Origin of the sequence: Rhizobium sp. LjRoot98 (assembly GCF_964252935.1) — a bacterium.
Taxonomy (GTDB): domain Bacteria; phylum Pseudomonadota; class Alphaproteobacteria; order Rhizobiales; family Rhizobiaceae; genus Pararhizobium.
In genome coordinates, this window is sequence record NZ_CAXUPW020000001.1 from 124,724 (window position 1) to 147,568 (window position 22,845).

Consider the following 22,845-nt stretch of genomic DNA (forward strand, 5'->3'; position numbering starts at 1 on the left):
CCGGGCGGATATCATGAACCAGATCGACAAACCGGAATCTTTCGACACCGACGCATTGCGCAAGAAGATTTCGGAGATCCGGACCATTGCGCCCGGAGAGAAACGCGGCGAGGAACCGAAGCGCGAACTCAACCCGCTGGCGCGCAGGATTGCGTCGCAGTTCCGCACCGATACCTATTCTCCCGCCATGATCATCGGCCTGATGCGGCTGTTCGAATTCACCGCACTGTTTGCCATCGGCTACGCCATCCACATGCTCTATGTCGCACCGCCGAGCGAGGAAATCCTCGCCTATTGCGGGCTGATTGCCGGAGGCGCGGCGCTGACTGTGATGTTCCTGCAGCTTTGCGACGGATATCAGGTCCCAACGCTCCGGTCCGCCGCCCGGGCCATCCCCCGGCTGATCGGCTGTTGGACTCTGGCCTTCGCCTCCATGACGCTGGTGCTGTTTCTGCTCAAGACCGGCGAGACTTTCTCGCGCCTCTCCTTCGGCGGCTGGTACGTGCTGGGCGCCGTCTTCCTGGCCGCGGAACGCGCCTTCATCGCATTCTCCATCCGCCGCTGGGCTCGTAACGGCATTATGGAGCGCCGCGCCGTCATCGTCGGTGGCGGTCAGCCGGCCAAGGATTTGATCCGCTCGCTCGAACAGCAGACTGACAACGATATCCGCATCTGCGGCATCTTCGACGACCGTGACGAGCGCCGCTCGCCGGGTATCATCGCAGGCTACCCGAAGCTCGGCACCGTTGCTGAACTGGTCGATTTCGCCCGTCTCACCCGCATCGACATCCTGATCATCGCCTTGCCGCTATCGGCAGAGAAGCGCATTCTTGAGCTCCTGAAAAAGCTCTGGATTCTGCCCGCGGACATCCGGCTTGCAGCCCATGCCAACAATCTGCGCTTCCGCCCGCGCAGCTATTCGCATGTTGGCCAGGTGCCGATGCTCGACATTTTCGACAAACCGATCGCCGATTGGGATTCGGTCGCCAAGCGCATCTTCGACGTTTTCTTCAGCATCGTCGCGCTGCTCCTGCTCTGGCCCGTGTTTATCGGTGCTGCAATTGCCGTGAAGCTTAGCTCGCCGGGCCCGATCATCTTCAAGCAGAAGCGCCACGGCTTCAACAACGAGACGATCGACGTCTACAAGTTCCGCTCGATGTATACCAACATGAGCGACCCGACGGCGCGCAATGCCGTCACCAAGGGTGATCCGCGCGTCACACGCGTCGGGCGCTTCCTGCGCAAGTCCTCGATCGATGAACTGCCACAGATCTTCAACGTGCTGCGCGGTCAACTATCGCTGGTCGGCCCACGCCCGCATGCGGTTCTTGCCCAAACCGCCGATCGCACCTATTCCGACGTCGTCGAAGGGTATTTCGCCCGCCACCGCGTCAAGCCGGGTGTCACCGGCTGGGCGCAGATCAATGGTTGGCGCGGCGAGATCGACAACGATGAGAAGATCAAGTTCCGCACCGCTTTCGACCTCTACTACATCGAAAACTGGTCGCTTTGGCTGGACCTGAAGATCCTGTTCCTAACGCCGATCCGGCTTCTCAACACGGAAAATGCCTATTGAACACGCCAGCCGCCACGTCTGCCGCGGGATTTCGCCCGCAGATGGCTGCCGTCGCCATGCTCGGCTCGGCCATGGTAACGTTTGGCGTCTTTCTGTCGGGCTTCGTCATCGCGGAGCCTGCGCCTTACGAAGTCTTCATGGCGGGCCTTATCGGGGTCTGGTTTATCTTCGGCCTGAAAATCTCGCGCTCGGTTGCGCCGCTTCTGGCCTTGCTCATCCTGTTTATGACCGGAGGCATTCTCTCCCTGACAGTGATGAGCGACCTCGCCACGGCACCGATGTATATGGCGGTGTCCGGCTTCCTCTGCCTATCCTCCGTGTTTTACGCCGCCATCATCGAAGCCCGTCATGAGCGGCTGAAGCTGATCTTCGATGCCTGGGTCGCAGCTGGCGTCATCACCTCGCTGCTCGGTATTCTAGGCTATTTCGGCGCCATTCCGGGCGCTGCGAATTTTACGCTCTACGACCGGGCCAAGGGTGCCTTTCAGGACCCCAATGTCTTCGGCCCCTTCCTCGTGGCGCCTTCGATCTACCTGATGTACCGCCTGCTGACGGAGCGTATAACCACTGCCCCCCTCAGGGCCGCCGCCATCCTGATCATGGCGCTCGGGCTTTTCCTTTCCTTCTCGCGTGCAGCCTGGGCGCTCTATCTGTTTTGCGCCTGCGCCCTCGTCCTCGTCATGCTCCTGAAGGAACGGACAGGCGCCTTCCGGCTGAAGATCCTTGTGCTTGCCCTTAGCGGTGCGTTGCTGATGGTCGTGGCTCTGGTTGTTGCGCTGCAGATTCCACAGGTTGCCGACCTATTTTCCAGCCGCACCCAGCTCGTCCAGGAATATGACGGCGGCCATCTCGGACGCTTCGCCCGCCACAAGTTCGGCTTTCTGATGTCGATGGAAAAACCGCTCGGCATCGGCCCGATGGTGTTCAGCACGATGTTTCCCGAGGACGAGCACAATATCTGGCTGAAGTCGCTAACCTCCTATGGCTGGCTCGGCTTCGTCTCCTATGTCACGCTGATAGCCTGGACCATATCGATGGGCTTCCGGTTCCTATTGCTCGACCGTCCCTGGCAGCCCTACCTGATGATCGCCTGGATCGTGCTGATCGGCCATGCCGCCATCGGCAATGTCATCGATACCGATCATTGGCGGCATTTCTTCCTGCTGCTCGGTGTTGTCTGGGGTTGCGGCGCGCTCGAATACCGCTACCGGCGCAGCCTGAACAAAGGGCAAACGCACCGTCCTGGTCCGTCGCCAACGCTGCGTTAACGTCAACCCTGTACACAGAGGGGAATGGATCGGCTCCATATCGGGACCGGCGGCGGATTGTCAGAATGAACATCGACCCCTTTATCCCCGGTGCTGCAAACGGCCTGCGCATCGTCCAGGTGCTTGAGCCGAGCGGCGGCGGATCAGGCCGCCATTTCCTCGATCTCTGCCGCGGACTGCATGAGCGCGGCCACCATGTAGAAGCGGTTTATTCGCCGCTCAGGGCAGAAGACGCTTTCGTCCGCGAATTGAAATCGCTCGCCCTGCCCGCCGTGCATGCTGTCGCCATGAAGCGGTCTCCGGGTCTGTCCGACATTGCCGCGCATCGCGCTCTGCGCCGTATCATCGATGGCGGCACGCCCTTTGACATCGTCCATGGTCATAGCTCGAAGGCCGGCGCGCTGACCCGCCTGCGCCTTCCCGGCGTCCACGCCCCGCGCGTCTACACCCCGCATGCCTTCCGCACCATGGACCCGACGCTCGGCAGGATCGGGAGGCTGATCTTCGGCGGCATAGAGACCATCCTGGCCAAACTGTTTACCGACCACCTGATCTGCGTGTCCGACGACGAGCATGCCCATGCCCTGTCGCTTGGCATGCCCGCGCGAAAACTGTCGGTCATCATCAACGGCGTGACAACGCCACCGCTCGACATGGCAAACACGGTGCGGGCGAGCTTCGGCATTTCGGCAGATACGTTCGTCTTCGGTTTCGTCGGCCGCCTGTCCTATCAAAAAGCACCCGAGCGTCTAATCGAGGCCTTTCGCAATGCCGCCTCACGGTTGCCAGGCGCCGAATTGATCATGGTCGGCTCCGGTGACCTTGAACCGGAAGTCCGCACAGCCATCGCCGAAAGTGGCGTGCAGAAGCGTATTCGCCTAACCTCGGCCTTCACCGGCCCGCAGGCTGTCCCCGCCTTCGACGTGCTGGTTATGCCGAGCCGCTATGAAGCGATGTCCTATGTCATGCTGGAGGCTGCCGCATCGGGAAAACCGATCATCTCCACCGATGTCGGCGGCGCATCGACCGCGATCGAAAAGGACAAGAGCGGCCTGATCGTGCCCAATGACGGCGACACCGCCAAGCTCGCCAATGCCATGGTGGAAAGTGCTGATCCGGGCCGATATCGCCAACTGACCGAGGCAGCGATTGGCCGGATGGCGAATTTTTCGATGAGACAGATGATCGACAGAACCGAAGCGGTGTACCGGCGGTTGGCCACAGCACGATAGGTCAAACCAACGGGACAATGGGCTGGGCAGACCGGCAGGCGCAGATGAGGCACCTGTATAAAAATTGAAAACGCTGAAATGCCCATCAACCACGCAGGGGACGGTATGATTTCACCCTTGAGCACACCAGCCCTGTTTGCCGCCGAACGTGCGCCGTGCAAGTCCCTCTGAGACCAGCATATCGCCGATTGAACGCCCCTGCCCGACCATGACCCGGGCATCCTGACCGGAGACGTTGGCCAACTGAATGTCACCGGCATTGAGAAGCTCCCAGAGCCGCTTTTTCGCCAGGGAGCCCAGCTTGCGCTCGTCGTCGCACTTGGCCTGTTTGATTTTTGGCGCCTGGATGCCGGCGATCTGAATTTTTTGCCGACCATACCAGAAGGTGCCGCCATCGACGACGCAGTTTTCCAGCGTTTCGGTGCAGAAATAGAAAGTCCCAGGCTTGCGGCCAGAAGCCGTCTGCTCACCAACAGTTTTCAGCGCAGCAACATCCACGGCTGCCTGCTCCACAGGCCGCACGGCCGGCATCGCAAGCGCAGGTTTTGCGGAAGGTAGTGATTTCTCTACCTGCCTTTCCACAGCGGGCTGTTTTTCGACGGGCCGCGGCTTGGCGATCGATGCCGTGTAAAACGGCGCCGTCATCGGCAAAAGTTGTGCCCGGTGATCGTAAGCAAGGACCGCGCTCACCGACAATACGCCGGCCAGGTACCATGGCCACATGCTCGTTTTGGCCTGTTTGCGGCCTGTGCGCCGCTTCTGGCCTTTTCTGACCGCCGTCTTCGCCATTACCCGAATCCCCTTTTCGCCCGCGTATTATCGCGGCAAGGGATTGCCGAAAACTTTAAGCATCAAGAAAATCAGCCGCCGTCCCGCATGTTCGCCGCAATTTTCCCGACAACAAAAAACGTGCCGCTTTTTCCGGAGATTTACGCCGTTTTCCGAAATCAACACTTGCGCGCCAAGTCCCGATTATATACGGCTCTCTTCGGTTCGGAGCGTAGCGCAGCCCGGTAGCGCACTTGACTGGGGGTCAAGGGGTCGTGGGTTCGAATCCCGCCGCTCCGACCATTTTCTCCTTGAAGCCCCTGTCGACACCGCCTTTCCATTTCTTCAGCTACCGGAAGAACGGAATGATAGGTGGCGGGGCATCCCTTCGGGAACCAAAGCGCCCACACCGATCCCGGACACCCGATATCCCGTCCGGCGCTCTTCCGGGCAATCCGCGCACACTGTGACGCCGCCGGCCGGCGTACCCGCTATACGATGAAGAAATCGGCGTTGGTCATCACCAGGTCATGGCCGACGGTGGCAAACTGAACGGCTGCCGCCACGCCTGTTCCATCCTTGTCATAGCTGAGTGCACCAGTCGCCGCGTTGTAGATGATACGATCTGACGCATCGGCGGCCGCGGTTCCGATATGAAAGGCAGTGGCGGCAAGCGTGCCCGTCACGCTAAGGGCGGTGAATATGGCATTCTCCAGCTGCACGGTGTCGTTTACAACGACGAAATCGCGGATCGTGTCGATGTTGGTCGAGCCAAGCGCGCTATTGAAGAAAAATGTATCGTTGCCCGCGCCGCCAATCAGGACATCCTTTCCAAGACCACCATTGATCAGATCGTTGCCCGCACCACCGGACAGCGTGTTGGCATGATTGCCGCCATAAATCGCGTCATTGAACTTGGTTCCGATAACGTTGGGTATGTTTTTCACCGTGTCGGTGTTTCCGAACCCGTCCTTTGCCGTATCGGCCGACAACCCGCCTTGCGCCCCGGTGCCGAGCAGGTTGACGATGACGCCCCGCGTCCCGCCGCTTGCGGCGTCCCGGCTGTAATCGACCGTATCCGAGCCGGAATTGCCATTCAGGGAATCGTTACCCCGGCCGCCGATCAGCGTATCAGCACCGCCCCCTCCCCACAGAGTATCATTACCGGCGCCTCCATTCAAAACATTGGCAAGGCGATCACCGGTCAATTTGTCGGCGCCCGATCCGCCGGTAACATTCTCGATATTACGGATCTTGTCTTCCGCTACGCCGCCAACGGTGACCTTTACGTTGGTGGCGCCTTTGAGGGTGACGGTAACGGCGGCAGTCTTGTCGGTATAGAGCGCCGTATCGGCGCCTGTCCCGCCATCAAGCACGTCCTTGCCGCCGCCGCCCTTGAGGATATCGTTACCGGCATAGCCGGAAAGAACGTCGGCCAATCGCGTGCCGTTCAATGTGTCCGCGCCGCTCAATGCCAGGCTCAAAAGCCCTTGCGTGTTGTTTTGCGATGCAAAGTCGCGAACCGTCGTCGCGGCGATGCTCAAGCCGGTAATCAGCAGTGCGGTGCTATTGTTGATGACATACTGTACCGATGTCACGGTGCCGCCTGTTGGCGCATTCGTGGTATCGAACGTGAACCCGCTGCCCTTAAACAGCGTGTAGTTAGTCGCATTATCAAAATACTTCGCCGACACCGGCGATACCGTCGAAAAATCGTAGTCAAAGAGTTTATCGACCTGAAGCGTATTGAACTTTATCGCAAATGCGGTTCCACCGCTTACAACAGCCATTTCGCCCTCCAGCGCCAAATGAATATTAGATTTACATCATATACATTTGGCGCTGACCAGTCGACCAAATTAAAGCGGTCGCGCTCCAAGTGTTGCGGTCTGGCCGCTCATCATCGAGCCAGCGCCGCACACAGCATCAGCCAGGTGTTAATGCACCGAAATATCGGTCTCCGGCTCTTCGAGAAAAGACTCGATGCCATCGCGCTCGACGGTCGCCAAAAACTCCTCGAAGGCTTCCTTGTCCGTGGCAAAAGGCTCTTCCCAGACGGTCAGGCCTTCGTCCTGATCGATCACTTCCATCGTCCAGCCGTCCGCGCTGCCCTCCTTGCGGAAGATATCGACAAGCACGGTGATGTCGTCTTCGGTAAACTCGCCGGAAAAATCGGAATGTTCGAGCTTCTGTTTCTTCGCCATGGTCATCATGCCTGTTTCGTGTTGGTGATAGTGGCCGTAAGGCGGCCCCTGGAACGTTCGCGCGTCGCGCCGCCCTCGAGCCGCTTGGCCGCTTCCTTGATTTCGAGCGGTGAAAAAAGAGTGCGGTATTCCGGCCGTGTCATCGCGGCCTCTATCGAGAATTCGGCTTTCCTGGCCTCGATCAGCCGTTCCAAGCCGGTCGTTCCGGGCTTGAACACCAGCTCCCTGGCAGCCTCGACGCCACCTTTCAGGATGACAAGACGGCGAAACAGCACTGGCCGGAAGCCAATCCGCGCACAATGATCGTAGAGCGCCAGCATCTCGCCGTGAAATTTTGCCTGAAGGGTCTCGCTCATCTCGCTCTTTTCTCAATCATATCCCGGACATATGGAGATGCAGGCAACGGACGCCAAGAGGCTTTTTACCGAACCAGTACGACAGACAAAAGACCCGGCAATCGCCAAGGTTTACGCTCCGGTCACTCCTGAACCGCAATCTCTGCTTCGGCAGCAGCGGCCAAAAACGCTTTTCGGGCGTCTTCGGCCGGGCGCTTGCCCTCGATCACCTCGGCGCAGATACCAAGCGCCCGGTCGAGCGCCGGCGCATCTTCCAGCGGCCAGTCCTCGATCATCGCCCACGATGCTTCGGTGGTATTGGATATCGTCACGTATTTGCCTGGTCCCTCCAAGGCGAGCGTCACGCTTTTCGTCCAGGGCTTTTCCATTGTCTCGCCTTGCTCAGAATGTCTGTCGCGGTCCTACCATGAACGGCATGGCGCCACGAGAGTAAAGGCCGGCAAACACAAGACCGACCGCAGTCTCAACGCACCTGATCGAGCAGGCGCTTGCATTCCAAAAGGTCGTAGAGCGCTTCCTGCAGCAGCGCCCTGTCTTCCTTGCCGACGGATGTCTTGCCCACCGAGATTTCAGGAGCCTCGTCATTACCGCCGACGAACGAGAAGAACCGGCGGCTGGCGGGCGCCTTGGCACGGCCGACGATCTGGTCTTCATCTGGATTGCCGAGCTTGGGCTGCGCAGGCTCCTCGATATTGGCGGCTGCGAGCGCCTCGACGGTCGCCAGATCGCCGCTGGCAATCGCCGCGACGAACTTGTTGCCGTTCATCTTCAAGAGCTTCTGCACACCCTTGATCGTATAGCCGTGATCGTAGAGCAGATGACGAATGCCTTTGAGCAGATCGACATCTTCAGGCCGGTAGTAGCGCCGGCCACCGCCGCGCTTCATCGGCTTGATCTGCAGGAACCGTGTTTCCCAAAACCTCAGCACATGCTGCGGCAAATCGAGATCGTCGGCCACTTCACTGATGGTGCGAAACGCATCCGGGCTCTTGTCCATGTCTTCCCCCACTCCGCGTCGAAGATACGCGGTATGCACCACGCGACTCTGGCTGCGAGCCTATATCGCAGCAATTGCTGATGATTACACGAATCATGCGCAATTCAACGGCTTATGGACGTGTTTTCAACCACTTTAATGGTGGACGGTAAGATTTAGGAGGCCGGCGATTGCGGTTTCAACTTGGCCTTGCGCTGGAGATGCGCCTTGAGGACGCGCTGTTTCAGCACGTTGGAAGCCTTGAAGGTCATGACACGGCGCGGAGAAATCGGCACTTCTTCGCCGGTTTTCGGATTGCGGCCGATGCGTTCGTTCTTGTCACGCACCTGAAACGTCGCGAAGGAGGAAAGCTTGACGCTTTCGCCCCGCACGATGGCGTTACAGATTTCGTCGATCACCGTCTCGACCAGTTCAGCCGATTCCGTTCGGGAGAGACCGACCTTGCGAAAAACCGATTCGGCCAGGTCTGCTCGTGTCACCGTTTTTCCGCTCATCTTCCCCCACCGATTTTCTTAGATTATCGATTAGCCCGGAAAGAGTATTGCCCTTGTCCATTCCGGTCAAGCGTCTGCACCATATCACATTTTTTTACCAGCGCAGCAGCACGGACCCCCAGGTGAAACCGCCGCCCATCGCCTCGAGCAGGACGAGATCACCCTTTTTGATGCGTCCATCCGATGCCGCGACACTCAGCGCCAGTGGAATGGAGGCTGCCGAGGTGTTGCCATGGAGATCGACCGTGACCACCACTTTCTCAAGCGGAATGCCAAGTTTCTTGGCCGAACCATCAATGATCCGGCGGTTGGCCTGGTGCGGCACCAGCCAGTCGAGATCGTCGGCCGTCGTACCGGTCGCCTCGAAAGCAGCCTCGATCACGTCGGTAATCATGCCCACGGCATGCTTGAAGACCTCGCGGCCCTCCATGCGCAGATGGCCGACCGTGCCGGTGGTCGAGGGACCACCGTCGACATAGAGTTTTTCCTTGTGGGCACCATCCGAGCGCAGCTGCGCCGTCAGGACGCCACGATCAGCCGTCGTGCCCGCGCCTTCCTGCGCTTCCAGAACAAGCGCGCCAGCACCGTCGCCAAACAGCACGCAGGTGGTACGGTCGTTCCAGTCGAGAATGCGCGAGAATGTCTCGGCACCGATGACCAGCACCCGCTTGGCGAGCCCGCCACGGATATAGGCGTCCGCCGTGGTCACGGCAAAAATGAAGCCGGAACAGACGGCCTGCAGGTCGAAGGCTGCGCCATGGTGCATGCCAAGCCGGTTCTGGATATTGACGGCGGTCGCCGGAAAGGTGTTGTCGGGCGTCGACGTCGCAACAATGATGAGATCGATATCGGCCGGCGTCAGGCCGGCATTGGCGAGAGCCGCGCGTGCAGCCCCCTCGCCCAGCGATGCGGTGGTTTCCCCCTCGCCTGCGATGTAACGTTGGCGAATGCCGGTGCGCTGCACGATCCATTCGTCGGACGTGTCGACCTTGTCTTCGATTTCGCGATTGGTCATCACCCGCTGCGGGAGCGATGCCCCGAAACCGCGAACCACAGAACGGATCATACTTTTCAAACCTCGTCTGCCGTGCCGGTCGCTGCACCTTCGGAAGGGCGCGAGGCATGGTATTTTTGCAAATCGTTTTCGATCTTGGCCTTTAGCCCGTTGCGGACCATGTCGTAGCCGACATCGATGGCTGCGGCGAAACCTTCAGCGTCGGTTCCTCCATGACTCTTGATCACGACACCATTAAGGCCGAGGAAGACGCCGCCGTTCACCTTTCGCGGATCCATCTTCTCGCGCAGCCGGTCAAACGCACCCTTGGCGAGGATGTAGCCGATCTTGGCCAGAAGCGTGCGTGACATCGCGGCGCGCAGATATTCGGCGATCTGACGGGCCGTGCCTTCGGCAGCCTTCAGCGCGATATTGCCGGAAAAACCTTCGGTCACCACCACATCGACCGTACCACGGCCGATATCGTCACCCTCGACGAAGCCGAAATAATCGATGCTGTCGATACCGGCTTCGCGCAGCAATCGGCCGGCTTCCTTGACCTGCTCCTGCCCCTTGATCTCTTCGACGCCGACATTGAGCAGGCCAAGCGTCGGACGTTCGACCTCAAACAGCGCGCGCGCCATGGCGCCGCCCATCAGGGCAAAATCCATCAGCTGCTGCGCATCGGCGCCGATCGTCGCACCGACGTCCAGCACGATGCTCTCGCCCTTCAGGGTCGGCCAGATGGCTGCGATGGCCGGGCGCTGGATGCCTTGCATCATCCGCAAGCAGAATACCGACATCGCCATCAGCGCGCCGGTATTGCCGGCGGAGACAACCACATCGGCCTCGCCCTTGTTGACGGCGTCGATCGCCTGCCACATGCTTGCCTTGCCACGCCCGCGCCTGAGCGCCTGGCTTGGCTTCTCATCCATGGCGATTGCCAGTTCGGAGGCATGAAACGTGCAGTTCGCCTTGAGCTTGGGATACTTTTCCAAGAGAGGAGCACATTGCTCTTCAAGACCATACAGCGCGAAACGGATATCGGGATGCCGTTCAAGCGCCTTGGCAGCGCCCGGAATGACGACCTGCGGACCGAAGTCGCCGCCCATCACATCAAGAGAAATTCTGACCACGCGTGCCCTATCCTTTTTTCCTGCCACACTGCATGTTTCGTTCCGGCGCAATCAGTGGGCGATGGAGACACACGTGTTTTCATAACGTTTGAGACGTAACGGCCCCACTCACGGAGCAAAACGGCCCAACGGGCTGGATTTCGGCCAAAATACCGTTTTTCACTGATGTGACAACCGATTTGTGCCACACCTCGCCGTTCACTCAGTCCTTTTTCCAATCCTTGAGGGCCGCAAAGGGATTTGGACGGACATCATCTTTTTCGCTGCTTTCGATCCGCTCGCCGAAGCTCGCGCCCTGCTTGCGCGGATAGGGGTCGATAGCAAGTGCAGCGTGTTCCGTAACGGCCAGACCGACATCGATGGTGTCACCGGTAAACATGTCGGGAAGATCGGGGCCTTCCGGATCGAGAATCATCTCGCCGCTGTCATTGGCGGCGATCCGCGCCAGCCGCGACCCTTCAGGCACGAAAATCGCTTCTATGGGTTCATCGATCAATGCTTCTACCGGCTCCAGCGTCACGACGCAGGCCTGAACGATCCTCGCCTCCACACGGCCCTTGACCTTGACGCCATCCTTTTTCCAGCGCGCGATCTGCAGCTCAGCTGTGAGCGACTGTACTTCCAGAACATCCCACAGTTCGCGCAGTGCCTCGCACTCGGCTTCGCTCGCTGCGAGACGAACCGTCACTGCATTGGCGGAAATATTGCCGACCTTGACCGGATAGGAAAATGCGGGTTTTTCGTCGTGGTTCATCGTCTGGTCCTTTCGGGCGGCGGTACCGCCCAAGATAGTGCTGCCGGCCATTATACGGCGCTACCCCCGCATCGTCTTGGACGGATATCAGGTGGCCGCTTGCGGCAGGTCGATCCGGCCGGTTTCTACGACATCCTCGGCCTCCAGCGCAAGCTGGGCCTCTGCAGCCAACAGATAGTCGGCCAATCCGAGCATCGACAGCGCTTGATCGTCCGTCTGCGGATGGAAATTGCGCTTCAATGCCGCAGCGAGTTCGTCACGGTCCCGGCGCTCAAGCGCTGCCGCGTAACTTTCTAGCCGGCCATAGAACATCGAGGCGAACTTCTTCATCCGCTTGGGCACGCCGACATCGCCAACGCCGAGTTCACGGATCGAATGATCGACGTCCTCGAAGAACGCATCGATGATTTCCTGGGCGATCTCCTGGCCGGCACGCTTAGAACTGCGGGTGCGGCGGAAATAGAGGATCAGCGATGCCGACAGCATCTCGAAACGGCCCATAACCGTGTCCGGCACGTCGAGGTCGGTATACAGATATGGACGCCGGGCGGCGGCGGTCAGAAGCGCATATTGGCGCTTAACAATGGCCGCATTGCCATTTTTTTTCCCGAACAGTCCAAATATCATCATAAAGCCCAAGTTTGCCTGCTTCAAAATGCGCTGGCCTGCGCATCCTGCTGTTGCATGATTGCGGAAGCTGGTTTACCGAAGCAGGCACGAAATGCAATGGCGCATCTGCCAGCGTTACCTTGGGGGAGATGTCGTTGACGAAACGGTATCTCAGATCAGACATGAAATTTCTGAATAACGTCGCTTTTACATTGGCAATTTGCGTAACCACCCTTTCCGGCTGCAAGACGGCCGATATGCTGAACACCAGCGAAACCATCAACCAGGGCTATGTCGTTGATCAGGAGACACTGGCGCTGGCGCCGGTCGGCTCCAGCCGCGAGCAGGTGCTTTTGTCGTTGGGAACGCCATCGACGACGGCCACCTTCGACAATGAAGTGTTCTACTACATTTCCCAGAAGCGTCAGCGCCCTGTCGCCTTCATGAAGGCAAAGGTGGTGGAGCAGAGCGTGCTCGCCGTCTATTTCGACAAGGACGGCGTCGTTTCGCAGCTGGCGCATTACACGCTGCAGGACGGCAAGGTCTTCGACATGATTTCCCGCACCACGCCGACCGGCGGCAAGGAGATGACCTTCCTCGGTCAGCTGCTCTCCGGTAATGGCATCGGCAAGAGCATGGCGAAATCGGTGCTGGGTAACAGCAACAACCGCTGATCTCCATGATCACGCCCTGATAAAAAAACCGCCGGCGCTGCACGCACCGGTGGTTTTTTCTTGTCTGCCAATCGCCTGTCCGCAACGCCCTGGCGGCGCTGCGGACCTGCTCTGGCACACTACCCCGCGAGAATTGCCAGAAGCAGCAACGCGACGATGTTGGTGATCTTGATCGCCGGGTTGACGGCCGGACCTGCGGTATCCTTATAGGGATCGCCAACCGTATCGCCGGTCACGGATGCCTTGTGGGCTTCCGAACCCTTCAAGTGGCGTGTGCCGTCCTTGTCGACGAAACCGTCTTCAAAGCTCTTCTTGGCATTGTCCCACGCGCCGCCGCCCGAGGTCATCGAGATGGCGACGAAGATGCCGTTGACGATGACACCGAGAAGCGATGCGCCGAGCGCTGCAAAGGCGGAGGCCTTGGAGCCGGAGATCAACAGCACACCGAAGTAGACGACGACCGGCGCCAGCACCGGCAGCAGCGACGGCACGATCATTTCGCGGATCGCCGCCTTGGTCAGCATGTCGACAGCGCGGCCATAGTCCGGCCGGTCCTTGCCTTCCATGATGCCCGGTTTTTCACGGAACTGGCGGCGGACTTCCTCCACCACGGCGCCCGCCGCACGCCCGACTGCCGTCATGGCGATACCGCCGAACAGGTAGGGGATGAGACCACCGAAGATCAGGCCGGCGACAACGTAAGGATTGGACAGATCAAACGAGATCGTTCCGATATCGGCGAAGTAGGGGTACTTGTCGCCGTTGGCGGCAAAGTATTTTAGGTCATTCGAATAGGCCGCAAACAATACCAGGGCGCCGAGACCGGCCGAACCGATCGCATACCCCTTGGTCACCGCCTTGGTGGTATTGCCGACCGCATCGAGCGCGTCGGTCGATTTGCGGACCTCCGGGGGAAGTCCAGCCATTTCGGCAATGCCGCCGGCATTGTCGGTAACCGGACCGAAGGCATCAAGCGCGACAATCATCCCGGCAATACCGAGCATGGCGGTCACGGCGATCCCGGTGCCGAACAAGCCCGCCAACTGGTAGGTGGCAACAATGCCGCCGACGATGACGATGGCCGGAAGTGCGGTCGATTCCAGCGACACGGCAAGACCCTGGATAACGTTGGTGCCGTGGCCACTGACGGAGGCCTGGGCAATCGAATTGACCGGCCGCTTGTTGGTGCCGGTATAGTATTCGGTGATCACCACGATCAGCGCGGTGACGACGAGGCCGAGAATACCGCAGATGAACAGGTTGGTGCCGGTAATGTCCTGACCGCCAACGGTGCCGATCGAGCCCCAGCCGATAGTCAGCGAGGTGGCTGCACCCAGACCGATGATCGACAGGAGGCCGGTGACAATCAGGCCCTTGTAGAGCGCGCCCATGATCGACCCATTAGAGCCGAGCTTGACGAAAAAGGCACCGATGATCGAGGTGATGATGCAGGCACCGCAGATGGCGAGCGGATAGGACATGACCAGCGCGAGATTGGCCCCACCGGCAAAGAAGATCGCCGCAAGAACCATGGTGGCGACGATCGAGACGGCATAGGTCTCGAACAGGTCGGCAGCCATGCCGGCGCAGTCGCCGACGTTGTCACCAACGTTGTCGGCGATGGTGGCCGGATTGCGTGGGTCGTCTTCGGGGATACCCGCTTCCACCTTGCCGACGAGATCGCCGCCGACATCGGCCCCCTTGGTAAAGATGCCGCCGCCGAGACGGGCAAAGATCGAGATCAGTGACGCGCCGAAACCGAGTGACACCAGCGCATCGATGACTTCACGCGACCCTTCGGCATGACCAAGGCCCGCCGTCAAAATGAGGTAGTAGATGGTGACGCCGAGCAATGCCAGACCTGCGACCAGCATGCCGGTGATCGCACCGGACTTGAAGGCGATATCAAGGCCTGCCGCAAGGCTGATGGAGGATGCCTGCGCGGTGCGGACGTTGGCGCGGACCGAAACGTGCATGCCGATGAAACCGGCCACCCCCGACAGGACTGCACCGATCAGGAAGCCGATGGCGGCTGTCGCAGAGAGAAGAATCCAGGCACCGGCAAAGACGACGGCACCGACAATGGCAATGGTCATATATTGACGTGTGAGATAGGCCTGCGCCCCCTCGCGTATGAAGCCTGCAATCTCTTGCATGCGGGCATTGCCCTGATCGGCAGACAGCACCGATTGCGTCGCCCAGATGGCATAGACCACCGAAAGCAACCCGCATGCGATAACGCCCAGAAGTATGGTCATTTCGCGATTTCCTCCATTTAGCCTGCAGGCTCACTCCGTTCCGCAGGCCCCCAAAAAGCGCAGCAGACCAAGCCTCCTCTTCAAGCATGGGCCGCATACGTGGCCGCAGAGTGCGGTGGCGAATCGGGATCGTCAAGCCGCCACAATCGGAAAAACCCACGTTTTTCGGTATGTTGGCGGTGGCTTACAGGTATGGAATACGGCTTTGGGAGATAAATCTCAGATTGTGCGCCGCCTTTCGGCGACAAACAGCGAAATGAGCAGCAAAAGGCAGAATGCCGTCACCGGCCAGACGGCAGCGCTCAGCATGTCCCAGCCATAGGCCGTCAGCACCTTGCCGGAACCAAAAGAGGCAAGCGCCACCGCGGTAAACAGGATGATATCGTGAAAGCCCTGCACCTTGTCGGCTTCCTGCGGCCGGTAGCTGGAGGCGACAATCGCCGTTGAACCGATGAAACCGAAGTTCCACCCGGCGCCAAGCAGGATCAGAGCACCCCAGAAATTCCACAGCGCAATTCCCGCATGCGCCACCAGCGCACACAACATCAGAATGACGAGGCCGGCGGCAACAACCCTCTCGGCGCCGTAGCGGCTGACCAGCATGCCGGTGAAGAAGCTGGGGGCAAACATCGCCAGCACGTGCCATTGGATGCCGAGCGTCGCCAGATCCTGCGAAAAACCACAGCCGACGACCATGGCGATCGGCGCGCCGGTCATCATGAAGGTCATCAGCGCATAGGTGGAGATGCCGCAGATCATGCCGGTGAGAAAACGCTGGTTGAGCACAATCTCGCGCAATGGCCGGACGGGACCGGCGGCAGTGCTGCCTGCGGCAGGACGGGGATCCGGCAGGCGCAGAAACGCAAGCACGGCAATCGCTACCAGGCAGGTGGGAACGAGCGCGATGAAGGCACCGGCAAAGAATACCGGCGCCAGCGCATCCTTGGTCAGGATGACCAGCTGCGGCCCGAGCACGGCCGAAACCATGCCACCGGCCAGAATCCAGGAAATCGCCCTTGGCTTGTAGAAGCGTGGAGATGCGTCGGCCGCGGCAAAGCGCAGTTTTTGGGTAAAGCCGCCAGCAATGCCGGAAATGCACAGACCGAGTGCAAACAGCCAGAAATCGCTTTGAAACAGCGCATAGGCGGCGACCAGCCCACCGCCTGCACCCAGAAGAGCGCCAACCATGAAGGCTGCCGTGCGGCCGAGCAATCGGGACATGATGGCGACGAAAACGGCACCGAGGGCGACGCCGACGTTGAAACCGGTCAGCGGCGCTGTTGCCAGCGACTTGTCGGCGCCGAGCAGCTGATAGCCGGCGACGCCGCCGACGGAAAAGACGATCGGGCCGATGGTGCCAAGAATGGCCTGGGCTGCCGTCAGCAGATAGACATTGCGGCGGGCGCCGCGCAGTTCATGATCCATGCCCTGCATCTCGCCTACCTGCACTGTCATTGCGTGACCTTACTTCTTGACGTCAGTTCTGATTGTGCGAGCGATCCGGTCGAGCACGGCGTTGACGAGCTTGGGCTCATCCTCTTCGAAGAACGCCTTGGCGATCTCGACATATTCGGTGACGATGACCGCGACCGGAACATCCTTGCGCTCGCGCAGTTCGAACGTGCCGGCACGCAGGATGGCGCGAACAGTCGAATCGAGACGCGACAGCGCCCAGTCGTCCTGCAGGGCCGTGCCGATCAATGGATCGAGCAGGCGCTGGTCGCGCACGACACCGGCAACGATCGAGCGAAACCAGGAGGCATCCGCCTTCAGATAGGTATCGCCGTCGATTTCCTGGCCGAGCCGGTGGGCTTCGTATTCGGCGACGATCTCGAGCACGCCAGTGCCGCCGACATCCATCTGGTACAGTGCCTGGACGGCGGCAAGACGGGCCGCTCCACGCTGGTTTGCCTGCTTGATCGGCTGGTCGGCCGGCGGGTTGGTAGGAGTGTCGCTCACTGTTCGCCGCCCAGCTTGATCTTCAGGTCGATCATGGTCAGCGCTGCACGGGCGGCAAAGCCCCCCTTGTCGCCTTCGCTCTTCTTCGCGCGGGCCCAGGCCTGCGCGTCGTTTTCAACGGTCAGGATGCCGTTGCCGATGGCAAGGCTTTCGCTGACGGCAAGATCCATCAGAGCGCGCGAGGATTCGTTCGAAACGATGTCGAAGTGGTAGGTCTCGCCACGAATGACCATGCCGAGTGCGACGAAACCATCATACTCGGTGCCGCCGTTATCGATGCCATCAAGAGCCATGGCGATCGCGGCCGGTATCTCCAGCGCGCCGGGAACGGTCACGACATCATAGGTCGCACCGGCATCCTTGAGCGCCGATGTGGCGCCGTCGAGCAAAGCATCAGCCATATCGTCATAGAAACGCGCTTCCACAATCAGGATATGTGGTTTTTCGGTATCGGACATTTGTCACCTGTCTGAAATTGGGGGCCGGACATCTCCAGCGCAGGCGGCGGTCAAACCACGCTCTAGCCCCGTTGGCAAGCATTTTTCGCTGCAGGGGTGGATTTGGCGAGGCGTTTGATGATCGTTCCATGCACAACAGCTGAAATTGCCGCCATCTTTTCAATCCGATGGCGTCTCTATACAAGTTTTGCCGAGGTGGAGAAAAACATGACAAAGATGCAGAAACCCGTGATCAACCCGGCCGAACTCGACCTCGAGCATTGGCAGGAAGGCACGTTCTTTGAATCCCGCGACGCCGCCTTCGGCGCCCAACTTGGCCTCAAGGATCTCGGAATAGGTTATAGTGAAGTTCCACCCGGGAAATCCGGTTGTCCGTTCCACAATCACCATATCGAAGAAGAGTTGTTCGTCATCTTGAGCGGCGAAGGTGAATACCGCTTCGGGCCGGATCGCTACCCTGTCAAACCCGGCGACGTGCTCGGCGCTCCCGCCGGCGGGCCGGAGACCGCCCATCACCTGATCAATACCGGCACCGCCCCCCTCACCTACTTGTCCATTTCGGCCAATGCGAAGGCAGAGATCGTCGAATATCCGGATTCCGGCAAGTTCCTGGCCAAATCGCGCGCAACACCCGGCGGCAAGGCCGTCTTCCGTTTCGTTGGACGCAAGGAAAGCGAAACCGATTATTGGGACGGCGAACCGGGAATCTGATCGAATAGCGAAATCAACATTTCAAACGGACTGAACAGCCTCATGCACAGCGTCCCCACCATCGAAACCGAACGCCTGATCCTTCGCCCCTATCGCCGCGATGACTTTCCAGCTTACGCCGCGCTCTTTGCCGATGCTGAAGTCACCCGCTTCGTCGGCGGCATCCCGTTTTCACGTGAGCAGGCCTGGACCCGCTTTCTGCGCCAGGTCGGCATGTGGCACTATTTTGGTTTCGGCTTTCTGGTCTTGCAGGACCGCGCAACCGGCCAGTTCATTGGCGAGGCCGGTTTTCACGATCTGCACCGTGGAATCAGCCCTTCGGTCGAAGGTACGATGGAAACGGGCTGGGCGCTGTCGCCGCGCTCCCATGGCCAGGGCCTCGCAACAGAAGCAGTCAGCGCGGCCCTGAAATGGGGCGATCAGCAATTTCCATCGCTAAAGAAGACCTGCATCATCGATATCGGCAACCTCCCATCGCTGAGAGTAGCCTCAAAACTGCAATTCAAGGAAACCGGACGGACAACCTATCACGGAGCAAATGTGATTTTGCTGGAGCGGTGACGTTCTGCGCAACGTTGCCGCAACGGCAAAATAGGCCACCAATGCCGCAGAATGACCTGATCCACTCCCGGACATCCGGGGTGGATCAGAATTGACATCGGTCCAGCCAGTTACTCGGCTTTCGGCGCCGGGAACTCTGCCAGCCGTGCGGCATAGCGGGCCATCGTATCGACTTCGAAATTGACGAAATCACCGGCCTTACGCTGCCCCCAGGTCGTCACATCAAGCGAATGACGGATGAGCAGCACGTCGAAATCCGTGCCGTTGACGGCATTCACCGTCAAGGATGTGCCATCAAGCCCGATAGAGCCCTTCGCCGCCACGAATTTCGCCAGATGTTCCGGCGCACGCAAGCGAAACCGGGTGGCCTCACCTTCCGCCTCGACGGAGAGAATTTCGGCTTTGCCATCGACATGGCCTGACACCATGTGACCGCCCAGTTCGTCGCCGATCTTCAGCGACCGCTCCAGATTGATCTTCTGGTTCGCGGTCCAGGACGAAATCGTCGTCAACCGCAGCGCCTCTTCCCACGCCTCGACCTCGAACCAGCGGCCATTGGCGCCCTCTTCCGGCAGCGTCGTAACTGTCAGGCAGACGCCGGAACAGGCAATCGAGGCGCCGATATCGATGCCCTTGGGATCATAGGCCGTGGCAATACGCAGCTTGATACCCTCGTCGAGGGGCGTAATGGTTTCGACGGTGCCGATATCGGTGATAATGCCGGTAAACATCAGAGGGTTCTTTCGTATTCGTAGGTGTCGAGGAGGTCGTCGCCAAAGGTATCTGTCCGCCGATGAACGAAGCCCACCGGGATCAGCTTCCGGTCAAGTGGGGATGGTACCCCCTCCTCGCCAAGGGTCAGCGGCGCGGTAAACAGCAGAATCCGGTCAACCAGCCCGTCATTGAGGAATTGCTGTGCCGTCCTGGCGCCACCTTCAACCAGAAGCGAGGACACACCTCGCGTTGCCAGAGCGGCGAGCAGATCGGCCGGCGCCGTCGGATCGCAGACAACGACCTCCGCACCGGCGGCTTCCAGTGCCTGCTGACGTTCTGAAAAAGCGACCGATCCATCGCTTTGGCCGGTAACGATCAGGACCGGCACGCTGCGGGCCGTCTGCGCCAACTTCGAGGTGACCGGCAGGTTGAGATCGCCATCGATGACGATGCGGAGTGGCGAGCGGTGCTCCAGCCCGGCGATACGGGAGGTCAATTCCGGATCGTCGGCAATCGCCGTGCCGATACCGACAAGGATGGCGTCGGTCTCGGCGCGCAGCCGGTGGACGATCTCCCGCGCCGGGGCGCCGGTGATCGGGACCTGCCCCTGCCCCTTTATACCGATCATGCCATCGGCCGAAACGGCAAGCTTCAGAGTCACATACGGCCGGTTGCTGCGCTTGCGCATGAGGTAACCCTCAAGCTCGCGCTCGCCCTCGTCTTCCAGCACACCGGTGACAACCTCGATACCGGCATCGCGGAGCATATCGATGCCGTGGCCCGAGACGCGCTCGTCAGGATCAACCACGGCGACGACGACCCGGGCAACGCCGGCAGCAATCAGCGCATCGGCGCAGGGCGGGGTCTTGCCGTGGTGGGAACAGGGTTCGAGCGTCACGTAGGCGGTAGCGCCGCGTGCCAGCGGCCCGGCATTGGCCAACGCCTGTGTTTCCGCATGCGGCCTGCCGCTCAGCGCCGTGACGGCACTGCCGACGATCTTTGCGCCATCGCCGTCATTGCGGACAATGATGCAGCCGACAGACGGGTTGGAGCCGGTGGCACCGAGATGTTGGTGTGCGAGGCGCAGCGCCTCCGCCATGAACCGCTTGTCTTCCGCCGCGTCTGCCATATCGATGCCCATCCCCAACCCTGAAACGTCAAACGCCGCCCTTTCGGGCGGCGCCAAGTCTTGGCGTCGATCAGGCGCCGGGATCCCGGGCAATCTTGGCGCTGATCTCGGCGATCACCTTTTCGAAATCATCCGCATGGGAGAAATCGCGGTAGACAGAGGCGTAGCGCACGAAGGCCACGTCATCGAGGCCTTTCAAGGCTTCGAGTACCTGCAGGCCGATTTCCTCGGACGGAATTTCCGTTTCGCCCGAACTTTCGAGGCGCCGGACAATGCCCGACACCGCCCGCTCGATCCGGTCGCGGTCTATCGGCCGCTTGCGCAGCGCGATCTCGAACGACCTGAGCAACTTGTCGCGGTCGAACGGCGCCTTACGGCCGGTCTTCTTCAGGATCATCAGTTCCCGAAGCTGCACCCGCTCGAAGGTCGTGAAACGGCCACCGCAATCCGGGCAGATGCGCCGGCGGCGGATGGCGGCGCCGTCCTCCGCAGGACGGCTGTCCTTCACCTGGCTGTCTTCCGATCCACAATAAGGGCAGCGCATTCGGGTTCCTTGACGAGAGCTGAAAGATTACATGTAGGGATACATCGGGAAACGGTCGGTCAGCTTGACCACCTTTTCACGCACACCGGCTTCGACCGTGGCATTGCCTTCGTCGGAATTGGCGACCTTCAGACCATCGAGCACTTCGACGATCAGGTTGCCGATTTCGCGGAAGTCGGCTTCCTTGAAACCGCGTGTCGTACCGGCCGGGGTGCCGAGGCGAATACCCGAGGTAACGAACGGCTTTTCCGGGTCGAACGGGATGCCGTTCTTGTTGCAGGTGATGTAGCCGCGGCCAAGCGCTGCTTCCGCCCGCTTGCCGGTGGCGTTCTTCTTGCGAAGGTCGACCAGCATCAGGTGGTTGTCGGTGCCGCCCGAGACGATATCGAGGCCGCCGGCCACCAGCGTTTCCGACAGAGCCTTGGCGTTCTTGACGATCTGGGCCGCATAATCCTGGAATTCCGGCTGCAGCGCCTCGCCGAAGGCAACGGCCTTGGCAGCGATGATGTGCATCAGCGGACCGCCCTGCAGGCCCGGGAAAACGGCGGAGTTGAACTTCTTGGCCAAATCCTCGTCATTGGTGAGGATGACGCCGCCACGCGGGCCGCGCAGCGACTTGTGCGTGGTGGTGGTGGCAACATGGCAATGCGGGAACGGCGACGGGTGCTGGTTACCGGCAACGAGGCCGGCAATGTGCGCCATGTCGACCATCAGGTAAGCGCCGACTTCATCAGCGATCTCGCGGAAGCGCTTCCAGTCCCAGATGCGCGAATAGGCAGTGCCACCGGCGATGATCAGCTTGGGCTTATGTGTGCGGGCCTTTTCGGCAACTGCGTCCATGTCGAGCAGGTTGTCGCCTTCGCGTACGCCGTAGGAGACGACGTTGAACCACTTGCCCGACATGTTAACCGGCGAACCGTGCGTCAGGTGACCACCCGAGTTGAGGTCGAGGCCCATGAATGTGTCGCCCGGCTGCAAGAGCGCCAGGAACACGGCCTGGTTCATCTGCGAACCGGAGTTCGGCTGAACGTTGGCGAAATTGACGCCGAACAGCTTCTTGGCACGCTCGATGGCGAGTTCTTCGGCGATATCGACGAACTGGCAGCCGCCGTAGTAGCGCTTGCCCGGATAGCCTTCGGCATATTTGTTCGTCATGATCGAACCCTGCGCTTCCAGAACGGCGCGCGAGACGATGTTTTCAGAGGCGATCAGCTCGATCTCGTGGCGCTGGCGGCCCAGTTCCTTACCGATCGCACCGAAAATTTCCGGGTCGGTGTCGGCAAGCGTACGGGTGAAGAAAACATCGGGATTGACGGCTGAAACGCTCATTGTGAAAGCTCCTCGAGAGACTGTGGCACGGTGTTTATCGTCCTCGCATGGCAAGGGCAATATGGGCTGTGCGATTTGCGCCATTTCCCCCATCTGCAGCGCCGGGAATGCGGCTGGGAT

General features: G+C 60.1%; 25 protein-coding genes and 1 tRNA gene. 7 read left to right on the forward strand and 19 right to left on the reverse strand.

Translation table 11 applies throughout. The features are described 5' to 3' along the window. The first annotated feature begins 13 nt into the window (after nt 1-13). The 3 genes from ACSQ3J_RS00650 (at nt 14) to ACSQ3J_RS00660 (ending at nt 4,076) form a co-directional block, all read left to right on the forward strand. Nucleotides 14-1,576 carry an undecaprenyl-phosphate glucose phosphotransferase gene (locus tag ACSQ3J_RS00650; protein ID WP_060502169.1) on the forward strand — a complete coding sequence of 521 codons (1,563 nt, stop codon included), beginning with the start codon at nt 14-16 and terminating at the stop codon, nt 1,574-1,576. A gap of 41 nt (nt 1,577-1,617) precedes the next feature. Then, nucleotides 1,618-2,844, forward strand: coding sequence for an O-antigen ligase family protein (locus tag ACSQ3J_RS00655; protein ID WP_060502230.1), 1,227 nt, complete (start codon nt 1,618-1,620; stop codon nt 2,842-2,844). Nucleotides 2,845-2,909: 65 nt separating this feature from the next. Next, nucleotides 2,910-4,076 (forward strand): glycosyltransferase family 4 protein, encoded by a 1,167-nt coding sequence (locus ACSQ3J_RS00660; RefSeq protein ID WP_060502170.1) that lies wholly within the window; start codon nt 2,910-2,912, stop codon nt 4,074-4,076. Between the two features lie 111 nt (nt 4,077-4,187). On the opposite strand, the gene ACSQ3J_RS00665 is transcribed toward ACSQ3J_RS00660, so the two are convergent. After that, nucleotides 4,188-4,865 carry a hypothetical protein gene (locus ACSQ3J_RS00665; protein WP_060502171.1) on the reverse strand — a complete coding sequence of 226 codons (678 nt, stop codon included), beginning with the start codon at nt 4,863-4,865 and terminating at the stop codon, nt 4,188-4,190. A gap of 205 nt (nt 4,866-5,070) precedes the next feature. Between ACSQ3J_RS00665 and ACSQ3J_RS00670 the strand changes: the two genes are divergently transcribed. Beyond that, nucleotides 5,071-5,147 (forward strand) — tRNA-Pro (locus tag ACSQ3J_RS00670). A gap of 188 nt (nt 5,148-5,335) precedes the next feature. On the opposite strand, the gene ACSQ3J_RS00675 is transcribed toward ACSQ3J_RS00670, so the two are convergent. The 10 genes from ACSQ3J_RS00675 to ACSQ3J_RS00720 form a co-directional block, all read right to left on the reverse strand. Then, on the reverse strand, nt 5,336-6,634 hold the full coding sequence (locus ACSQ3J_RS00675) for a calcium-binding protein (protein WP_060502172.1): 1,299 nt from the start codon (nt 6,632-6,634) through the stop codon (nt 5,336-5,338). Between the two features lie 147 nt (nt 6,635-6,781). Next, on the reverse strand, nt 6,782-7,048 hold the full coding sequence (locus tag ACSQ3J_RS00680) for a hypothetical protein (protein WP_060502231.1): 267 nt from the start codon (nt 7,046-7,048) through the stop codon (nt 6,782-6,784). Between the two features lie 5 nt (nt 7,049-7,053). Further along, nucleotides 7,054-7,404 (reverse strand): hypothetical protein, encoded by a 351-nt coding sequence (locus tag ACSQ3J_RS00685; protein WP_060502173.1) that lies wholly within the window; start codon nt 7,402-7,404, stop codon nt 7,054-7,056. A gap of 122 nt (nt 7,405-7,526) precedes the next feature. Further along, nucleotides 7,527-7,772, reverse strand: coding sequence for a DUF982 domain-containing protein (locus tag ACSQ3J_RS00690; RefSeq protein WP_060502174.1), 246 nt, complete (start codon nt 7,770-7,772; stop codon nt 7,527-7,529). A gap of 95 nt (nt 7,773-7,867) precedes the next feature. Further along, nucleotides 7,868-8,401 (reverse strand): MerR family transcriptional regulator, encoded by a 534-nt coding sequence (locus ACSQ3J_RS00695; protein ID WP_060502175.1) that lies wholly within the window; start codon nt 8,399-8,401, stop codon nt 7,868-7,870. 155 nt (nt 8,402-8,556) lie between these two features. Beyond that, nucleotides 8,557-8,895 carry an integration host factor subunit alpha gene (locus ACSQ3J_RS00700; protein WP_037107559.1) on the reverse strand — a complete coding sequence of 113 codons (339 nt, stop codon included), beginning with the start codon at nt 8,893-8,895 and terminating at the stop codon, nt 8,557-8,559. 94 nt (nt 8,896-8,989) lie between these two features. Further along, nucleotides 8,990-9,961: a beta-ketoacyl-ACP synthase III gene (locus ACSQ3J_RS00705; RefSeq protein WP_060502176.1), complete on the reverse strand. Its 972-nt coding sequence runs from the start codon at nt 9,959-9,961 to the stop codon at nt 8,990-8,992. Between the two features lie 5 nt (nt 9,962-9,966). Further along, nucleotides 9,967-11,025, reverse strand: a complete 1,059-nt coding sequence (gene plsX, locus ACSQ3J_RS00710; protein WP_082511968.1) for a phosphate acyltransferase PlsX — start codon at nt 11,023-11,025, stop codon at nt 9,967-9,969. 202 nt (nt 11,026-11,227) lie between these two features. Continuing rightward, nucleotides 11,228-11,779: a YceD family protein gene (locus ACSQ3J_RS00715; RefSeq protein ID WP_060502232.1), complete on the reverse strand. Its 552-nt coding sequence runs from the start codon at nt 11,777-11,779 to the stop codon at nt 11,228-11,230. Nucleotides 11,780-11,866: 87 nt separating this feature from the next. Next, nucleotides 11,867-12,406, reverse strand: a complete 540-nt coding sequence (locus tag ACSQ3J_RS00720; RefSeq protein WP_060502233.1) for a ubiquinol-cytochrome C chaperone family protein — start codon at nt 12,404-12,406, stop codon at nt 11,867-11,869. A 131-nt stretch (nt 12,407-12,537) separates the two neighbouring features. On the opposite strand from ACSQ3J_RS00720, the gene ACSQ3J_RS00725 reads away from it, so the two are divergent. After that, a complete protein-coding gene (locus tag ACSQ3J_RS00725; protein ID WP_060502234.1) occupies nt 12,538-13,062 on the forward strand; it encodes an outer membrane protein assembly factor BamE in 525 nt (174 codons plus the stop codon). 119 nt (nt 13,063-13,181) lie between these two features. On the opposite strand, the gene ACSQ3J_RS00730 is transcribed toward ACSQ3J_RS00725, so the two are convergent. The 4 genes from ACSQ3J_RS00730 to ribH form a co-directional block, all read right to left on the reverse strand. Continuing rightward, on the reverse strand, nt 13,182-15,320 hold the full coding sequence (locus tag ACSQ3J_RS00730; RefSeq protein WP_060508659.1) for a sodium-translocating pyrophosphatase: 2,139 nt from the start codon (nt 15,318-15,320) through the stop codon (nt 13,182-13,184). Between the two features lie 219 nt (nt 15,321-15,539). Then, a complete protein-coding gene (locus ACSQ3J_RS00735; RefSeq protein WP_112834532.1) occupies nt 15,540-16,775 on the reverse strand; it encodes an MFS transporter in 1,236 nt (411 codons plus the stop codon). 9 nt (nt 16,776-16,784) lie between these two features. Next, nucleotides 16,785-17,279, reverse strand: coding sequence for a transcription antitermination factor NusB (gene nusB, locus ACSQ3J_RS00740; RefSeq protein WP_037107532.1), 495 nt, complete (start codon nt 17,277-17,279; stop codon nt 16,785-16,787). Further along, on the reverse strand, nt 17,276-17,737 hold the full coding sequence (gene ribH / locus ACSQ3J_RS00745; RefSeq protein ID WP_037107528.1) for a 6,7-dimethyl-8-ribityllumazine synthase: 462 nt from the start codon (nt 17,735-17,737) through the stop codon (nt 17,276-17,278). Before ribH ends, nusB begins: the two co-directional genes overlap by 4 nt. Nucleotides 17,738-17,944: 207 nt before the next feature. Here ribH and ACSQ3J_RS00750 point away from each other — a divergent pair, with 207 nt between their 5' ends. Next, nucleotides 17,945-18,448: a cupin domain-containing protein gene (locus ACSQ3J_RS00750; RefSeq protein WP_060508770.1), complete on the forward strand. Its 504-nt coding sequence runs from the start codon at nt 17,945-17,947 to the stop codon at nt 18,446-18,448. A gap of 42 nt (nt 18,449-18,490) precedes the next feature. Continuing rightward, entirely contained in the window at nt 18,491-19,009 is a 519-nt protein-coding gene (locus ACSQ3J_RS00755) for a GNAT family N-acetyltransferase (RefSeq protein ID WP_060502180.1), read from the forward strand. A 110-nt stretch (nt 19,010-19,119) separates the two neighbouring features. On the opposite strand, the gene ACSQ3J_RS00760 is transcribed toward ACSQ3J_RS00755, so the two are convergent. The 4 genes from ACSQ3J_RS00760 to glyA all read right to left on the reverse strand — a co-directional run bounded on the left by ACSQ3J_RS00760 (nt 19,120) and on the right by glyA (nt 22,725). Further along, entirely contained in the window at nt 19,120-19,740 is a 621-nt protein-coding gene (locus ACSQ3J_RS00760; protein WP_060508661.1) for a riboflavin synthase, read from the reverse strand. Then, nucleotides 19,740-20,852 carry a bifunctional diaminohydroxyphosphoribosylaminopyrimidine deaminase/5-amino-6-(5-phosphoribosylamino)uracil reductase RibD gene (gene ribD / locus ACSQ3J_RS00765; RefSeq protein WP_060508772.1) on the reverse strand — a complete coding sequence of 371 codons (1,113 nt, stop codon included), beginning with the start codon at nt 20,850-20,852 and terminating at the stop codon, nt 19,740-19,742. The genes ACSQ3J_RS00760 and ribD overlap by 1 nt, the downstream gene beginning before the upstream one ends. A 70-nt stretch (nt 20,853-20,922) precedes the next feature. Next, nucleotides 20,923-21,396, reverse strand: a complete 474-nt coding sequence (nrdR, locus tag ACSQ3J_RS00770) for a transcriptional regulator NrdR (protein ID WP_037107514.1) — start codon at nt 21,394-21,396, stop codon at nt 20,923-20,925. Between the two features lie 27 nt (nt 21,397-21,423). Next, entirely contained in the window at nt 21,424-22,725 is a 1,302-nt protein-coding gene (gene glyA, locus ACSQ3J_RS00775) for a serine hydroxymethyltransferase (RefSeq protein ID WP_060502182.1), read from the reverse strand. Nucleotides 22,726-22,845: the final 120 nt, after the last annotated feature.

What these genes read in the sequence shown, in the direction of transcription:
- ACSQ3J_RS00650 (WP_060502169.1), top strand. Translation starts at nt 14, where the DNA reads ATGAACCAGATCGACAAACCGGAATCTTTCGACACCGACGCATTGCGC.
- ACSQ3J_RS00655 (WP_060502230.1), top strand. Translation starts at nt 1,618, where the DNA reads ATGGCTGCCGTCGCCATGCTCGGCTCGGCCATGGTAACGTTTGGCGTC.
- ACSQ3J_RS00660 (WP_060502170.1), top strand. Translation starts at nt 2,910, where the DNA reads ATGAACATCGACCCCTTTATCCCCGGTGCTGCAAACGGCCTGCGCATC.
- ACSQ3J_RS00665 (WP_060502171.1), bottom strand. Translation starts at nt 4,865, where the DNA reads ATGGCGAAGACGGCGGTCAGAAAAGGCCAGAAGCGGCGCACAGGCCGC.
- ACSQ3J_RS00675 (WP_060502172.1), bottom strand. Translation starts at nt 6,634, where the DNA reads ATGGCTGTTGTAAGCGGTGGAACCGCATTTGCGATAAAGTTCAATACG.
- ACSQ3J_RS00680 (WP_060502231.1), bottom strand. Translation starts at nt 7,048, where the DNA reads ATGGCGAAGAAACAGAAGCTCGAACATTCCGATTTTTCCGGCGAGTTT.
- ACSQ3J_RS00685 (WP_060502173.1), bottom strand. Translation starts at nt 7,404, where the DNA reads ATGAGCGAGACCCTTCAGGCAAAATTTCACGGCGAGATGCTGGCGCTC.
- ACSQ3J_RS00690 (WP_060502174.1), bottom strand. Translation starts at nt 7,772, where the DNA reads ATGGAAAAGCCCTGGACGAAAAGCGTGACGCTCGCCTTGGAGGGACCA.
- ACSQ3J_RS00695 (WP_060502175.1), bottom strand. Translation starts at nt 8,401, where the DNA reads ATGGACAAGAGCCCGGATGCGTTTCGCACCATCAGTGAAGTGGCCGAC.
- ACSQ3J_RS00700 (WP_037107559.1), bottom strand. Translation starts at nt 8,895, where the DNA reads ATGAGCGGAAAAACGGTGACACGAGCAGACCTGGCCGAATCGGTTTTT.
- ACSQ3J_RS00705 (WP_060502176.1), bottom strand. Translation starts at nt 9,961, where the DNA reads ATGATCCGTTCTGTGGTTCGCGGTTTCGGGGCATCGCTCCCGCAGCGG.
- ACSQ3J_RS00715 (WP_060502232.1), bottom strand. Translation starts at nt 11,779, where the DNA reads ATGAACCACGACGAAAAACCCGCATTTTCCTATCCGGTCAAGGTCGGC.
- ACSQ3J_RS00720 (WP_060502233.1), bottom strand. Translation starts at nt 12,406, where the DNA reads ATGATATTTGGACTGTTCGGGAAAAAAAATGGCAATGCGGCCATTGTT.
- ACSQ3J_RS00725 (WP_060502234.1), top strand. Translation starts at nt 12,538, where the DNA reads ATGTCGTTGACGAAACGGTATCTCAGATCAGACATGAAATTTCTGAAT.
- ACSQ3J_RS00730 (WP_060508659.1), bottom strand. Translation starts at nt 15,320, where the DNA reads ATGACCATACTTCTGGGCGTTATCGCATGCGGGTTGCTTTCGGTGGTC.
- ACSQ3J_RS00735 (WP_112834532.1), bottom strand. Translation starts at nt 16,775, where the DNA reads ATGACAGTGCAGGTAGGCGAGATGCAGGGCATGGATCATGAACTGCGC.
- ribH (WP_037107528.1), bottom strand. Translation starts at nt 17,737, where the DNA reads ATGTCCGATACCGAAAAACCACATATCCTGATTGTGGAAGCGCGTTTC.
- ACSQ3J_RS00750 (WP_060508770.1), top strand. Translation starts at nt 17,945, where the DNA reads ATGACAAAGATGCAGAAACCCGTGATCAACCCGGCCGAACTCGACCTC.
- ACSQ3J_RS00755 (WP_060502180.1), top strand. Translation starts at nt 18,491, where the DNA reads ATGCACAGCGTCCCCACCATCGAAACCGAACGCCTGATCCTTCGCCCC.
- ACSQ3J_RS00760 (WP_060508661.1), bottom strand. Translation starts at nt 19,740, where the DNA reads ATGTTTACCGGCATTATCACCGATATCGGCACCGTCGAAACCATTACG.
- ribD (WP_060508772.1), bottom strand. Translation starts at nt 20,852, where the DNA reads ATGGCAGACGCGGCGGAAGACAAGCGGTTCATGGCGGAGGCGCTGCGC.
- nrdR (WP_037107514.1), bottom strand. Translation starts at nt 21,396, where the DNA reads ATGCGCTGCCCTTATTGTGGATCGGAAGACAGCCAGGTGAAGGACAGC.
- glyA (WP_060502182.1), bottom strand. Translation starts at nt 22,725, where the DNA reads ATGAGCGTTTCAGCCGTCAATCCCGATGTTTTCTTCACCCGTACGCTT.